Below are 15,067 nucleotides of genomic sequence, written 5' to 3'. Positions count from 1 at the left end.
TAGGTATATTATCCCTTTCTTAAGCGTTTACAAAAACTTAATAATGGCATGAGATTAGATAATCTTGAGCTTTATCGCTTTGACTGCGGCTTCTGTCCTATTCTTCGCATCCATCTTTTGTATGATGATGGATACGTAGTCTCTCACAGTGTAGCTGCTGAGAGAGAGGGCATCTGCTGTTTCGCTGATCGATGCGCCGTTTGATATGTGTTTCAGGACTTCTTTTTCTCTTGGGGAAAGCAGGTTATGTGCCAAGCATAGATGATTGGAAGCTTCATTCCAGTAGGGATGAAGCAAATCTCCTGCATATCTCCCAAATTTGATCAAAGTGGCCAATGTCTGTGTGGAAATGGTGAAATCCCTACCTGCTCCCTGGTCCAGTAAAGCAACCCCGATCAATTTTGAATGGAGCGGAGCATAAAGAGGGACGGCCACAAAGGATTTCAAATGATATTCTTTTACATATTCATCAGGCAATAGATTTGAGGGTTCATTGCAAAAAATTGGTTTGGCATTTGCGTATTTTTCAAAGTATTCCTTTAGAAGTGGATCTCGATGTATCTCGCCCTTCGTTTTTGAGACACCTTGTGAATCAACATTATAGTAGAGGCTGCCGATTCCCTTATCTTCGCTGGGCGAGTAAAGGCATAGCCCGCATCTTTTGAAAGGAAGATAATCAACGAGTCCTTGTGAAACCGACTCTATCGCTTCCTCCACATTTCGTGAGTGAAGAAGCCTCTGCAAATAAAGAAGTGCAGCATCCTTCCATTCTAATTCGGACTGCAGATGACTGACGGTCAATTGCCGTACATACATTCTCCGGAACCATTCCTTTTTTTCCTTCGTCACAATTTCCCCATCCGGAACCATTAAAAGGACATGGTCATGAAGGCAAGGGATCTGAATGAGCTGTCCGCCTGACGTTTCAGTAGATAATAGTTTTTCTAATGCGAGAGATAGATCAGCAAGGCTATCAGCTCTTAATTTTTCGCTGATCCCTATCATCTGCTGTGTGATCGGGTGATTCTCCGGACAAGAAATTTTGTGGACCTTATATTCTGCTTGATTCTCATGAACAATGGCCATCCATTGCAGCGGAAGCATTTTTGTCGATGTCATCAAACGCAGCCAATGGTCGGATTGAATTTCATTTTGGCTGGTCAGGAGCACCTGGTCGATCATGCGTGAAAAAAATGCTTGAACGGCTTGATGATCAAGCAGTTCCTTTTTTTCTTTTGAAAGTAAATGATGAAACCTGTCCTCGATCATCGTAATGATAAAAATGCCTTCAGTGTCATCTTTCAGGAGAGGATATTTTTTGTTCCACTCTGCAGCCATCGCAAACGCAAATTGATCAATGGAGAATTCAGTGGTTGATTTTGCAATCGAAAACCCGGATCTAAGCATTTGGTCGAATTCCGGTATCAACCGAAAACCTCTGTTCATAAGTGTTTTCTTCCAGTTTCCCCATTCCAAGAAAAACTCGTTTTCATAGGACAGCAGCAATTCTATTGCCCTTTGAAAAAGATTTTTGATTTTGGTCTCCATGACTCAACACCTCCACCGTATTATTCATTATATTCGAAACAAAGTGAAAATTTATGGGGATAAAAACTTACTAAACCCGACATTTGAGGGGTGCGGATTGATTCCCCGAAAAAAATCGTAATGGTTTCCTTTATTAGATTGGCCTACATTAGGAATAAGACGAATTAGGCGAGGTGTTCAGATTGAACGAGAAGAAGAGGGAAATCGACAGAGGGGGAAGGACCAATAAAAAAGTATTTTGGACTTCCTTTCTTTCAGGGATGATTTTGCTTGGGGCCCTGCTGGTATCGATCGGCTTGTCAGGTGTTGCTTATGCAGTCCCGCTCGCAGGTGTAGGGGATTTTTATGTGGAATTCGATAATCTTGAGGGGGATGGATATACGTTCTATCCAAAAATGGGGGAGACAAGCAGCTCCAAATCAGCGCCTCAAGGGACCAATTTAATCGAAAAGTTGACCATCAAAAATTTGAAGCTTTATAAAGATTTTAAAGTCGGGGACCAATGGATTCGCGTTGAAATCACTGCATCAAAGCCGGTTCAGATCACTGGTCTGCAGCAGGATGCAAGCTTAATCCAGGCGAATGCGAAATTCAGCAACCTTGTATTAAAGGAAAATTACAGCAGCGACTGGACAAAACAGTTCAAACAGTCTTCTTCACACATTACACTTGGCAGCGCTAAACTCAAGACCCATTACTTATTCCAAAAAACCATCACGATGAATGGAATGAAATTGACTGTGCACAAAATTGATAAAAAGTAGGAGGGGATTTTGTGAACTTTTCCGATTGGAGGCATACGAGGCCATTTTGGGGATCTGTGATGGCTATCATCAGCGGTTCCCTCATCCTATGGGTTCCTTTAAATTTATTTCTAAGTGCGTTTCTTCCCGGTTCCATCGCTGTCGTAGGTTTATTATTCGGAGGTCTTATCATACTATTGGGTTTATTAAGTCTCTTCTTTCCCCAGTCAGCAAAGGTGCTGGGCATCATCATCATGTTCCTCTCGGTGCTATCCGTCATCGGAGCTTTGGGTGGACTATTCATCGGAACCATTTTAGGTCTGATTGGCGGGGCGGCGTTATTGGCATGGAGACCAATAGAATGGAAAGATGATCGAGACCCGGCAGCACAGCCGAGAGAAACGGCTAAAGCGGGATGATTACATGATACGAATGAAAATTACTGCGGTCTCCATCATGATTTTTTCATTGATATTTTGTTTTTCATGTCCGTCTCTAATGGCAAAGGAAGAACCCTCGCATGATATTGATGGTTTCCTTGTCCAGGCAGACAGGGTGATAGGAGAAAATATGACCGTTGATTTCATAAAAGGGCAGTCTGCACAAAAAAAGGAAATGACCATGCTTAGTATCCATTATGATAAAGCTACGATTTTGGGGATGAAATTGACTAAGGAATTTTCAACGCCGGAGGGTCCCATGAGTATCACAATGGAAGCAAAGGGGCCAGTCACGATTCATAATATGACAGTCGATGCGAGTGCTTTATCATTCAAAGGCGCCTGCATTGAGCCTTCAGCACTTATCCCATCTGCAGGTTTGGAGGATGTCGCCATGACTGCCCATAATCTTAGCTCATCTGACAGTGATCTGGAGGGGCTTGTCCTTCAGACTGTCAGAGGGTTTCAGTCGCCTAAGAAACCTTCTGAGCTGAGTATTTTAAAAGACGCCGCTTTGCTGCCGCTTAATCAACTTGAAAAAGAACTTGGAAATTTAAAAGATGGCAAGCTCCCGTTGATTTGCGGGGATGGGCAAACAAAAGAGGCAGCGGCCAAGAAGGAAGAACCATCAGCCGGAAAACAGATCGATGATGCCTTAGGGAAATTGACCCAACCTGTCAAACCTGCAGGGGACCTGGTAAAGAAAACGGTAGAAACAGCAGATTCTGTCACTAAACCGATAAAAGATACAGTAAAACCCATTCTTAAGCCTATTGAAGGAACAGTTTCCAAAGTGGCAAAACCCCTGAAAGATTCCACGAAAATTGTGGATGATACAGTCAAGTCCGCTGATCATACATTAACTTCTGTTTGCCAAAAGACAAGCGATGCAAAAGGGAAAATCACGAAAGAGCTAGGCCTGGAGCTGGTCGATCAAGCACTGCAAAAGAAAAAGCCGCTGTCAGCGATCTGTGAAGGGGATTCCTCTATTTCTGAACAATTACTGAAGATGCAGAATACCCTTTTGGGGGATCTCGGAATTGGTTCATTGCTTGGAGTAGAGGGTGAACAGAAGAAATTTGATGAAAAAGAGTTAAAGAAATTGAGAGAAACATTATTAAAAGAAAAAGATGGAAGCATCATCGGACAATAAGACATCAGCCCTACTCAACATAGGGCTGGTGTTTTTTTAATATTTTCATTGAACATGGAAAAGGGTAAGATGGTAGTAAGAGAGAGGAATCCCGTCAATGGGGGTTCTTATTTTTATGTAATGGGAGAGAGACTTCTATGATGTACATAGGTTTGGCTGTATTAGGATTCATTGCGAGTATTTATGGGACCATTATCGGTGCAGGTGGCGGCTTCATCATTGTTCCGTTTCTCTTGATGCTGACGGATCTTTCGCCTGCAACGGCAGCTGCCACTGGTTTGGCTCTCGTATTCTTTAATGCTTCCACTTCGATTTTCGCATTCATTAAACAAAAAAGGATACTTCTTTATACAGGATTGATCATCTCTATAGGGGCCATCCCTGGGACATTCCTTGGCTCATGGCTGGTTGTGAGAAGTCCCGAGCATGTATTTAAAATTGTATTTGCTGTTACATTGATCGGACTCGGCGCCTTTCTTCTTTGGAAGAATTTCCGAAAAGCTGATAAAAGTGCAGATGCACAGAAAACAGAACACGCCATTCATGAAATGTCCTGGGAATATGGCATCAAGATTGCGCTCGTCGGCATCCTCCTTGGTACGATTTCTTCCTTCTTTGGAATCGGGGGAGGCTGGCTTCTTGTCCCTATATTGGTCTACGGTTTTGGTGTAAGTGTCCATTATGCCACTGCGACATCGATATTCTCATTAGCAATCTATTCCGGCATCGGATTGATCCAGCCGATCATCCATGGCAGGGTGGACTGGGCCGTCGCTGCATTCTGTGGAATAGGAGTATTGATCGGAGGGCAGGCAGGCGCATTGGTTTCTTCTAAAATATCAGGCGGCACCATCACCAAGCTTCTTGCATTTATCGTCATCATCATTGGAATTAAATTAATGTTTACGTAAAGGAATGTCTTATTGGCATTCTTTTTTATTGGAAATTGATAAGAAGAACTTATGCTAGGATATAGATTTTCCGTCATTTACCTTATGAAGATAGGGGAGGTAAAATGAAGGAAAATAATGTTAAAGAGGTTTTTCTGATGAATAACAAATATAAGTACTTTGCCGGCATCTTTATCAATGGATTGGGGGACGGCATCCAGCAAATTGCATTGATGTGGTACATCTATCATCTGACAGGTGAATCAACATCAATTGGACTGATGATTGCCATCTATTATTTGCCGAGCATGTTCCTGACGCCCTTTGTTTCGGTTTATGTGGATCATCGGGATTCAAAAAATATCGTCATCATCACTGATTTCCTGAGATTCCTGCTTGTATTTACCATGGCAGCATTGATTTATTATAAAGTGGATTCAGCGTTTATTTTCTATCTCCTTCAATTTATGTTGGCCGTTTTCTATACCATCTATAAGCCAGCTTCACAGTCTTTCCTTAAAGAAGCTTTTACGGCAAAAGAACTGCCTTTTGTCATTTCAAAAGCTTCTTCGTTAAATGAAGCTGCCTTGATTGCAGGGACAGGTGTTTCAGGCATCTTCCTTGTGAGCATGTCGCTCTCCATGGGCTTCTTTATCAATTCTCTGACTTTCTTATTCGCAGCAATATTTTTCTTTGCCATTAAACGGGCCAGCCCGAAGCAAGTGAAGCAATCGAAAATCGTTTATTTTGCAGAAATGCAAAAAGGCTGGCTATACATTCAGGGCAAAGAAGGGATGAGATATCTGCTCTTTCTGTCCATTTTGAACAGCATCAGCATCCAAATGTCGACCACTCTCTTTCTGCCTCTGGCTGAACAGTTAGAGGGAGGGAGCGGGCTGTATTCTTCCTTCGAAATGGCTTTTTCCGTCGGGGGAATCATCTCAGGGTTGATTGCTGCTTATTTCATGAAAAAATATAAACACAGGGTGATCATCGGTACGATGGGAGGCATGCTCTCATCAGCAGTGCTCTTATTTTTCTCAGACCAATCGATTCCATCTGCCTTCTTAATATTCATCCTGGGGCTCTTTACAATGTCTCATTTAATCGTTGTCCAAACACTGATCCAATTAAACACAACAAAGGAATTCATCGGGCGCGTGATTGGACTGAGGACCATCCTGGCTTCTTTCGTAAAGATCTCATCCGCACTTCTTACTGGAACTATGATTGCAGTCCTTGGCGTCCACAATATCTTTTTGGCTTTTGCCCTTATCATGCTGGCCAGTTTTTTAACCATTGGCATGCTAAAGAAGGTCACCGTGCCAATTTAACTAAAAGTGCTCAGGTTTTCCTTGGCACTTTTCATTTTGTCCAAATAAATTATAATAGAGGAAAATAGTTAACTTAATATTATTTAAGGTTAACATTTTAGCATTGTTGATAAGAAAAGGGGATGTTTATGTATAAGCTGCGGGGACACCATCTTTTTTGCTTATTGGGCTACAGAGGCATGGGATATTCAAAAGAGTATGTAGAAAATATGACAAAGCTGCATCAGGGGTTGAGGAACAGGCCAAAGACATGGATACAAATCGTCAAAGGGCCGGATCAGCTATGTGAAAAATACCCAAACGATGGTGAGTATCACTGCCAGGAAAAGAATATATACGAAAGAGATGCCGTCATCCTTAAAAAACTGGGACTCCACATCAATCAAGTCATACGATGGGAAGATATCGAATCCAGGATCAGAAAGCATGTGGAGCCATCGGATGTCCAGATTGTGTGCAGTACTTGTTCATGGAAGTCATATGGCTATTGTGAAGAAGGGATTCAAGAAATGATTGAAGGTTTGGGGCTGAAGGAAGTGAAATAGAAAAAAACCTTTGCGATTTGCAAAGGTTTTTAAGTATGGAGCGTAGGGGGCTCGAACCCCTGACCTCTACGCTGCCAGCGTAGCGCTCTCCCAGCTGAGCTAACGCCCCGATATGTACGTCTAAGCGATATTATACAACAATTTTGCAGCTTTGCAATACTATCGATGAAAAAATTGAAGAAAATATTGAACAAGGCGCAGTCATAGAAATTGCGCCTTGTTTGGTTGTTACAAGCTTTCGACCTCCGCGCTTTGAACGCCTTCGATTTCAGATACTGTATAGTAGATATCGGTCGTCTTCCGCTTGAAGTTGACCGTAATTTTCAATTCCACTAAATGCGTCAAATCCTGTTTATCCCTGATCCGGATGTTTTTAATAGAAAACTTCTCATCCTGAATTTTTGTGATGACCGTTTCGATGCTCTTCTTTTCTCCCACAATAAGCTTGATTAACAGTTCTTTTTCCCGCAGCTTCTGCGGACCGATAATTTTAATAATAAAAGGAATGAATTCTACACTGATAATCAGAAGAACTACTCCTGCAATGGCTTCAACATAAAATCCAGCACCTACCGCTATCCCTATTCCGGCTGCCCCCCAGATCATGGCAGCGGTTGTCAGGCCGGATATGCTGTCGTTCCCTCTCCGCAAGATGACCCCGGCGCCAAGAAAACCGATCCCGGATACAATTTGTGCAGCCAAACGCAAAGGATCCATTGTGATGTTCACCAAGCCGTGTTCAGGAAACAGATAAGCCGATTCAATTGAGACAATGGTCAACAAGCAGCTGACGATGGAAATGACCAAACTTGTTTTCAAGCCCACTGGTTTCCGCTTCAATTCCCTTTCCAAGCCGATTACCAGGCCAAGAACGGCCGAGATGCAAAGTTTCAGTATGATTTCTGTTTCTAAGTTAAGACCCGATACCCCCAAGTGTCTACCTCCTTTAAATTATAAAAAACCATTGGAAAATCCACTTTTAAAATATAGAATAGTGTTTATATTTTAACATAACGCTTTATCGTCAACATGAATTAATTTACATTAAGGAGCAAACACAATGGAAGAACCAAAAATCAACCCTTATGTGGCGCTCGGAATAGGTGTCGCATCTGTATCGACCTCAGCTATATTAGTCAAAGTGTCATCCGCTGATGCAGGAGTGATCGCTTTTTATCGTTTATTTATTACAGTCCTGCTGATGCTGCCATTTTTCCTTACTAAACATTTGAAGGAATTAAAAATCATCACCCGCCGCGAATGGCTATTTTCCATTATTGCCGGAATCTTTTTAGCCTTCCATTTCATTCTTTGGTTTGAATCCTTGAATTACACATCCGTTGCCAGTTCGACGGTCCTTGTAACACTGCAGCCTTTATTCGCATTCCTCGGGACCTTTCTGTTTTTCAAAGAGCGCCTCTCCATTAAAGCCATCCTCTGCGGGGTAATGGCCATCCTGGGAAGTGTCATCATCAGCTGGGGAGATTTCCACATCAGCGGCAAAGCCCTATTTGGAGATTTGCTGGCGCTTGCTGCCTGTGCTTTAGTCACGGCCTATCTGCTATTCGGACAGCATGTAAGGAAGCGTCTTTCCCTTATGACATATACCTTCGTTGTCTATTTTATATGTTCTGTGGTCCTATTCTTTTATGTCCTGGCGTCAGGTGAAAAATTCGGACCATATCCTGCAGAAGACTGGATTTACTTTTCCCTTCTTGCCATCATCCCCAATCTCCTGGGTCATAGTTTATTCAATTGGTCGCTGAAATGGGTCAGTACATCCACCATTTCCATGGCCATTTTATTTGAACCGGTTGGAGCCTCAATCCTTGCTTATCTCCTCCTTGGTGAGAAACTGCACATATGGCAGGCATTAGGCGGGCTCATTGTCATTCTGGGCATATCCATCTTTCTAATTAATGAAAGAAAAGAAAAAATGAAATTGCTTAAAAATAATGCCGAAACAGTATAGGGGGATGGGAAAACATGTTGATTAGAAAAGCACGACTGGAAGATGCAATGCAGATAGCAGAAGTGCATGTCGAGAGCTGGAGACAGTCATATAAAGGGATTGTGAATGATTCTTATCTCAAATCATTAAAAGTTGAACCGCGCTTCAAATTATGGAGTCAAGTTTTACAAAATGACCATTCTGTATATGTGGCGGAGTCAGAAGGCAGGGTTTCTGGATTTGCTTCATTTGGCAAAGAGCGTTCAGGTGAATTTGACGTTGATGGAGAACTTTACGCCATATACCTATTGGATTCCATCAAGCGTAAGGGCGCAGGGACGGAGCTGCTTTCAATCGGCGTAGAAGATTTACTTCAAAGAGGTTTTCATTCCATGAGCGTCTGGGTTTTAAAAGAGAATCCTTCTATTAAATTTTATGAATCATTCAATCTGATAAAATTAGGAGAAGAAGAAATTGAAATCGGTGGAGAAAAATTCGTAGAAATGTGCTATGGATGGAAGAGCCTTAAAACACTGCATGAATTAATCCAGGCAAGGATCAAATAAATGGCGGAGATGAACAGCGCATTTAACTCTTTCATTGAATTGGAAACGCCAAGGTTGAAATTAAGAAAGATCAATAGAGAGGATGCCGATTCCCTGTTTGAAATTTTTTCTATTAATGAAGCGACAAAATTTTATGATGTCGACTCTTTTGAAAGAGTGGAAGAGGCAGAACAATTAGTAGAAAAACTGCATCTGAATTTTGAACTGAGAAAGCAAATCCGCTGGGCCATTACCTTGAAAGAGAAAGATGAATTAATTGGAACAATCGGATACCACGAAATGGAGCCGGAACATTTCAAGGCGGAAATTGGCTACGACCTTCATCCCGATCATTGGGGGAAGGGGTTAATGACTGAAGCGATTAATAAAGTCGTACAATTCGGTTTTGATAAGATGGGATTCAATAGGATAGAGGCCATTTATCATCCGCTAAATGAACCTTCGAAAAAAGTCTTATATAAGAATGGATTTAAATATGAAGGAACCTTGAGAAAAAGGTTTTTGATGAAAGGCGAGTTCACAGATGCCTGCATTTCATCCATCATAAGAATGGATTAATAAGAAAACCAGGCTCTAGTGGCCTGGTTTTGCTATATGAACAAATAAGTCAGTCCAGAAAACACAAATGCCATCCCTGTGAAAAATAGAAAAGTCCCTGCCTCGAACCGTTCTCCTCTATTTCCGATTTTCAGTCCTTCTATATAAGAGAAAGAGAATAAATACAGTGCCATGAAAAAACAAATCAATAGTGCGATCTTAGTCAGCAAAAGAAGTACTCCTTTCAGAAATAGTTAATTCAATTTATGATAGAACGTGATAGAATATGATTTATAATCTTGTTTTAGTTTTTTTATAAAAAAATGCAAAAAACTATTGCGTGCCCAAAGTTATCGTGATATATTATTTCTTGTCCGATAAAACAGCTGAACGAAATCAAAAAGATTTTCAAAAAAGTTGTTGACTTCAAGTGGACAAGATGATATATTAGAAAAGTCGCTTCTGAGAGATGAGGCAGACGAAATTGATCTTTGAAAACTGAACAAAACAAAACGCCAACGTTAAATTTTAAGTTTTAAAATCGAGCTAATCAAGCTTGAAACTTTGTGGCTTTGAGCCAACAATTTTTCGGAGAGTTTGATCCTGGCTCAGGACGAACGCTGGCGGCGTGCCTAATACATGCAAGTCGAGCGGATTGATGGGAGCTTGCTCCCTGATATCAGCGGCGGACGGGTGAGTAACACGTGGGCAACCTGCCTGTAAGACTGGGATAACTCCGGGAAACCGGGGCTAATACCGGATAATTCCTTCCTCCTCCTGGAGGAAGGCTGAAAGATGGTTTCGGCTATCACTTACAGATGGGCCCGCGGCGCATTAGCTAGTTGGTGAGGTAACGGCTCACCAAGGCCACGATGCGTAGCCGACCTGAGAGGGTGATCGGCCACACTGGGACTGAGACACGGCCCAGACTCCTACGGGAGGCAGCAGTAGGGAATCTTCCGCAATGGACGAAAGTCTGACGGAGCAACGCCGCGTGAGTGAAGAAGGTTTTCGGATCGTAAAACTCTGTTGTTAGGGAAGAACAAGTGCGAGAGTAACTGCTCGCACCTTGACGGTACCTAACCAGAAAGCCACGGCTAACTACGTGCCAGCAGCCGCGGTAATACGTAGGTGGCAAGCGTTGTCCGGAATTATTGGGCGTAAAGCGCGCGCAGGCGGTTCCTTAAGTCTGATGTGAAAGCCCACGGCTCAACCGTGGAGGGTCATTGGAAACTGGGGAACTTGAGTGCAGAAGAGAAGAGCGGAATTCCACGTGTAGCGGTGAAATGCGTAGAGATGTGGAGGAACACCAGTGGCGAAGGCGGCTCTTTGGTCTGTAACTGACGCTGAGGCGCGAAAGCGTGGGGAGCAAACAGGATTAGATACCCTGGTAGTCCACGCCGTAAACGATGAGTGCTAAGTGTTAGAGGGTTTCCGCCCTTTAGTGCTGCAGCTAACGCATTAAGCACTCCGCCTGGGGAGTACGGCCGCAAGGCTGAAACTCAAAGGAATTGACGGGGGCCCGCACAAGCGGTGGAGCATGTGGTTTAATTCGAAGCAACGCGAAGAACCTTACCAGGTCTTGACATCCTCTGACAACCCTAGAGATAGGGCGTTCCCCTTCGGGGGACAGAGTGACAGGTGGTGCATGGTTGTCGTCAGCTCGTGTCGTGAGATGTTGGGTTAAGTCCCGCAACGAGCGCAACCCTTGACCTTAGTTGCCAGCATTCAGTTGGGCACTCTAAGGTGACTGCCGGTGACAAACCGGAGGAAGGTGGGGATGACGTCAAATCATCATGCCCCTTATGACCTGGGCTACACACGTGCTACAATGGACGGTACAAAGGGCTGCAAAACTGCAAAGTCGAGCCAATCCCATAAAACCGTTCTCAGTTCGGATTGCAGGCTGCAACTCGCCTGCATGAAGCTGGAATCGCTAGTAATCGCGGATCAGCATGCCGCGGTGAATACGTTCCCGGGCCTTGTACACACCGCCCGTCACACCACGAGAGTTTGTAACACCCGAAGTCGGTGGGGTAACCTTTATGGAGCCAGCCGCCTAAGGTGGGACAGATGATTGGGGTGAAGTCGTAACAAGGTAGCCGTATCGGAAGGTGCGGCTGGATCACCTCCTTTCTAAGGATATTTACAAGATGTTGACCGTTTCTGTTTTGTTCAGTTTTGATAGATCAATTCTATCAAACAAATAGAGAGATCAATCTTCAGCATGGCTGGATGGTTGGTCGACTTGTTCTTTGAAAACTAGATAAAGTAAGTAAGTGACATAAACCGAGAATCGCCACTTTAGAATTTTTTTGGTGAATGACTTTCAGTCATACGCAAATCAAACCTGACAATTTTTATTGTCAATTAGGTTAAGTTAGAAAGGGCGCACGGTGGATGCCTTGGCACTAGGAGCCGATGAAGGACGGGACTAACACCGATATGCTTCGGGGAGCTGTAAGTAAGCTTTGATCCGGAGATTTCCGAATGGGGGAACCCACTGTTCGTAATGGAACAGTATCTTTACCTGAATACATAGGGTATGGAAGGCAGACCCGGGGAACTGAAACATCTTAGTACCCGGAGGAAGAGAAAGCAAACGCGATTCCCTGAGTAGCGGCGAGCGAAACGGGACATAGCCCAAACCAAGAGGCTTGCCTCTTGGGGTTGTAGGACACTCTATACGGAGTTACAAAGGAACGAAGTAAACGAAGAGATCTGGAAAGGTCCATCAGAGAAGGTAAAAATCCTGTAGTTGAAACTTCGTTCCCTCCAGAGTGGATCCTGAGTACGGCGGGACACGTGAAATCCCGTCGGAAGCTGGGAGGACCATCTCCCAAGGCTAAATACTCCCTAGTGACCGATAGTGAACCAGTACCGTGAGGGAAAGGTGAAAAGCACCCCGGAAGGGGAGTGAAAGAGATCCTGAAACCGTGTGCCTACAAGTAGTCAGAGCCCGTTAATGGGTGATGGCGTGCCTTTTGTAGAATGAACCGGCGAGTTACGATTACATGCAAGGTTAAGCTGATGAGGCGGAGCCGCAGCGAAAGCGAGTCTGAATAGGGCGTTTTGAGTATGTGGTCGTAGACCCGAAACCAGGTGATCTACCCATGTCCAGGGTGAAGTCCAGGTAACACTGGATGGAGGCCCGAACCCACGCACGTTGAAAAGTGCGGGGATGAGGTGTGGGTAGCGGAGAAATTCCAATCGAACCTGGAGATAGCTGGTTCTCTCCGAAATAGCTTTAGGGCTAGCCTCAACGGAAGAGTCTTGGAGGTAGAGCACTGTTTGGACTAGGGGCCCTCATCGGGTTACCGAATTCAGACAAACTCCGAATGCCAAAGACTTATCGTTGGGAGTCAGACTGCGAGTGATAAGATCCGTAGTCGAAAGGGAAACAGCCCAGACCACCAGCTAAGGTCCCCAAGTATACGTTAAGTGGAAAAGGATGTGGAGTTGCTTAGACAACCAGGATGTTGGCTTAGAAGCAGCCACCATTTAAAGAGTGCGTAATAGCTCACTGGTCGAGTGACTCTGCGCCGAAAATGTACCGGGGCTAAACGTATCACCGAAGCTGTGGATTGACACCGTTGGTGTCAGTGGTAGGAGAGCGTTCTAAGGGCGTTGAAGCTAGACCGTAAGGACTGGTGGAGCGCTTAGAAGTGAGAATGCCGGTATGAGTAGCGAAAGATGGGTGAGAATCCCATCCACCGAATGCCTAAGGTTTCCTGAGGAAGGCTCGTCCGCTCAGGGTTAGTCGGGACCTAAGCCGAGGCCGAAAGGCGTAGGCGATGGATAACAGGTTGATATTCCTGTACCACCTCTTGATCGTTTGAGCAATGGGGGGACGCAGAAGGATAGGGTAAGCGCGCTGTTGGATATGCGCGTCTAAGCAGCAAGGCTGATGATGAGGCAAATCCTTGTCATCATAAGGCTGAGCTGTGACAGCGAGGGAAATTTAGTACCGAAGTTCCTGATTTCACACTGCCTAGAAAAGCCTCTAGCAAGATCAATGGTGCCCGTACCGCAAACCGACACAGGTAGGCGAGGAGAGAATCCTAAGGTGAGCGAGAGAACTCTCGTTAAGGAACTCGGCAAAATGACCCCGTAACTTCGGGAGAAGGGGTGCTCTGGTAGGGTGCAAGCCCGAGAGAGCCGCAGTGAATAGGCCCAGGCGACTGTTTAGCAAAAACACAGGTCTCTGCGAAGCCGCAAGGCGAAGTATAGGGGCTGACGCCTGCCCGGTGCTGGAAGGTTAAGGAGAGGGGTTAGCGCAAGCGAAGCTCTGAACCGAAGCCCCAGTAAACGGCGGCCGTAACTATAACGGTCCTAAGGTAGCGAAATTCCTTGTCGGGTAAGTTCCGACCCGCACGAAAGGCGTAACGATCTGGGCACTGTCTCAACGAGAGACTCGGTGAAATTATAGTACCTGTGAAGATGCAGGTTACCCGCGACAGGACGGAAAGACCCCGTGGAGCTTTACTGTAGCCTGATATTGAATTTTGGTACAGCTTGTACAGGATAGGTAGGAGCCGTTGAAACCGGAGCGCCAGCTTCGGTGGAGGCATCGGTGGGATACTACTCTGGCTGTATTGAAATTCTAACCCACGCCCCTTATCGGGGCGGGAGACAGTGTCAGGTGGGCAGTTTGACTGGGGCGGTCGCCTCCTAAAAGGTAACGGAGGCGCCCAAAGGTTCCCTCAGAATGGTTGGAAATCATTCGTAGAGTGTAAAGGCACAAGGGAGCTTGACTGCGAGACCTACAAGTCGAGCAGGGACGAAAGTCGGGCTTAGTGATCCGGTGGTTCCGCATGGAAGGGCCATCGCTCAACGGATAAAAGCTACCCCGGGGATAACAGGCTTATCTCCCCCAAGAGTCCACATCGACGGGGAGGTTTGGCACCTCGATGTCGGCTCATCGCATCCTGGGGCTGTAGTCGGTCCCAAGGGTTGGGCTGTTCGCCCATTAAAGCGGTACGCGAGCTGGGTTCAGAACGTCGTGAGACAGTTCGGTCCCTATCCGTCGTGGGCGCAGGAAATTTGAGAGGAGCTGTCCTTAGTACGAGAGGACCGGGATGGACGCACCGCTGGTGTACCAGTTGTCTTGCCAAAGGCATCGCTGGGTAGCTATGTGCGGAAGGGATAAGTGCTGAAAGCATCTAAGCATGAAGCCCCCCTCAAGATGAGATTTCCCATAGCGTCAAGCTAGTAAGATCCCTGAAAGATGATCAGGTTGATAGGTCCGAGGTGGAAGCACGGCGACGTGTGCAGCTGACGGATACTAATCGATCGAGGACTTAACCACATTTGGTTGATTCCGGTTTAACTTGTCACTTACTCTTTATCTAGTTTTGAGA

Annotated in this window: 12 protein-coding genes, 1 tRNA gene and 2 rRNA genes; 11 read left to right on the top strand and 4 right to left on the bottom strand. The window is 45.0% G+C overall.

Annotated elements, in window-relative coordinates:
- Window positions 1–54 precede the first annotated feature (54 nt).
- On the bottom strand, window positions 55–1,548 hold the full coding sequence (locus ABTV07_RS16190; RefSeq protein ID WP_433744005.1) for a LuxR C-terminal-related transcriptional regulator: 1,494 nt from the start codon (window positions 1,546–1,548) through the stop codon (window positions 55–57).
- A 182-nt stretch (window positions 1,549–1,730) separates the two neighbouring features.
- On the opposite strand from ABTV07_RS16190, the gene ABTV07_RS16185 reads away from it, so the two are divergent.
- The 6 genes from ABTV07_RS16185 (at window position 1,731) to ABTV07_RS16160 (ending at window position 6,653) form a co-directional block, all read left to right on the top strand.
- Entirely contained in the window at window positions 1,731–2,312 is a 582-nt protein-coding gene (locus ABTV07_RS16185) for a DUF6230 family protein (RefSeq protein ID WP_433744002.1), read from the top strand.
- Window positions 2,313–2,323: 11 nt separating this feature from the next.
- A complete protein-coding gene (locus ABTV07_RS16180) occupies window positions 2,324–2,710 on the top strand; it encodes a DUF6114 domain-containing protein (RefSeq protein ID WP_433744000.1) in 387 nt (128 codons plus the stop codon).
- A 4-nt stretch (window positions 2,711–2,714) separates the two neighbouring features.
- Window positions 2,715–3,884 carry a hypothetical protein gene (locus tag ABTV07_RS16175; protein WP_433743997.1) on the top strand — a complete coding sequence of 390 codons (1,170 nt, stop codon included), beginning with the start codon at window positions 2,715–2,717 and terminating at the stop codon, window positions 3,882–3,884.
- Between the two features lie 137 nt (window positions 3,885–4,021).
- Window positions 4,022–4,795, top strand: a complete 774-nt coding sequence (locus ABTV07_RS16170; RefSeq protein ID WP_433743994.1) for a sulfite exporter TauE/SafE family protein — start codon at window positions 4,022–4,024, stop codon at window positions 4,793–4,795.
- A gap of 137 nt (window positions 4,796–4,932) precedes the next feature.
- Entirely contained in the window at window positions 4,933–6,108 is a 1,176-nt protein-coding gene (locus tag ABTV07_RS16165; RefSeq protein WP_433743991.1) for an MFS transporter, read from the top strand.
- A gap of 128 nt (window positions 6,109–6,236) precedes the next feature.
- Complete coding sequence (locus ABTV07_RS16160; protein WP_433743988.1) at window positions 6,237–6,653, top strand: DUF1284 domain-containing protein; 417 nt, start codon at window positions 6,237–6,239, stop codon at window positions 6,651–6,653.
- A 36-nt stretch (window positions 6,654–6,689) separates the two neighbouring features.
- Here ABTV07_RS16160 and ABTV07_RS16155 read toward each other — a convergent pair.
- Both ABTV07_RS16155 and ABTV07_RS16150 read right to left on the bottom strand, forming a co-directional pair.
- Window positions 6,690–6,762, bottom strand: a tRNA-Ala gene (locus ABTV07_RS16155).
- A 119-nt stretch (window positions 6,763–6,881) separates the two neighbouring features.
- Window positions 6,882–7,586: an MgtC/SapB family protein gene (locus ABTV07_RS16150; RefSeq protein WP_433743985.1), complete on the bottom strand. Its 705-nt coding sequence runs from the start codon at window positions 7,584–7,586 to the stop codon at window positions 6,882–6,884.
- 127 nt (window positions 7,587–7,713) lie between these two features.
- Between ABTV07_RS16150 and ABTV07_RS16145 the strand changes: the two genes are divergently transcribed.
- From ABTV07_RS16145 to ABTV07_RS16135, 3 genes are read left to right on the top strand one after another with little or no spacing between them, the layout of a single operon-like run.
- Complete coding sequence (locus ABTV07_RS16145; protein WP_433743982.1) at window positions 7,714–8,625, top strand: DMT family transporter; 912 nt, start codon at window positions 7,714–7,716, stop codon at window positions 8,623–8,625.
- Window positions 8,626–8,639: 14 nt separating this feature from the next.
- On the top strand, window positions 8,640–9,170 hold the full coding sequence (locus tag ABTV07_RS16140; protein WP_433743980.1) for an N-acetyltransferase family protein: 531 nt from the start codon (window positions 8,640–8,642) through the stop codon (window positions 9,168–9,170).
- On the top strand, window positions 9,171–9,728 hold the full coding sequence (locus ABTV07_RS16135; protein ID WP_433743977.1) for a GNAT family N-acetyltransferase: 558 nt from the start codon (window positions 9,171–9,173) through the stop codon (window positions 9,726–9,728).
- A 32-nt stretch (window positions 9,729–9,760) separates the two neighbouring features.
- Here the strand turns inward: ABTV07_RS16135 and ABTV07_RS16130 are convergent, their stop codons facing one another.
- Window positions 9,761–9,937, bottom strand: a complete 177-nt coding sequence (locus ABTV07_RS16130; RefSeq protein ID WP_158538445.1) for a hypothetical protein — start codon at window positions 9,935–9,937, stop codon at window positions 9,761–9,763.
- A 355-nt stretch (window positions 9,938–10,292) separates the two neighbouring features.
- On the opposite strand from ABTV07_RS16130, the gene ABTV07_RS16125 reads away from it, so the two are divergent.
- Together ABTV07_RS16125 and ABTV07_RS16120 are read left to right on the top strand one after the other, a co-directional pair.
- Window positions 10,293–11,843 (top strand): 16S ribosomal RNA (locus ABTV07_RS16125).
- Window positions 11,844–12,080: 237 nt separating this feature from the next.
- A 23S ribosomal RNA gene (locus tag ABTV07_RS16120) occupies window positions 12,081–15,015 on the top strand.
- Together the 16S and 23S rRNA genes form the textbook arrangement of a ribosomal RNA operon.
- Window positions 15,016–15,067: the final 52 nt, after the last annotated feature.

Origin of the sequence: Falsibacillus pallidus, from assembly GCF_050990905.1 — a bacterium.
GTDB lineage: Bacteria > Bacillota > Bacilli > Bacillales > DSM-25281 > Falsibacillus > Falsibacillus pallidus_A.
Note: the sequence above shows the minus strand (reverse complement) of the source record. Positions and strands in the feature narration are given on the sequence as shown.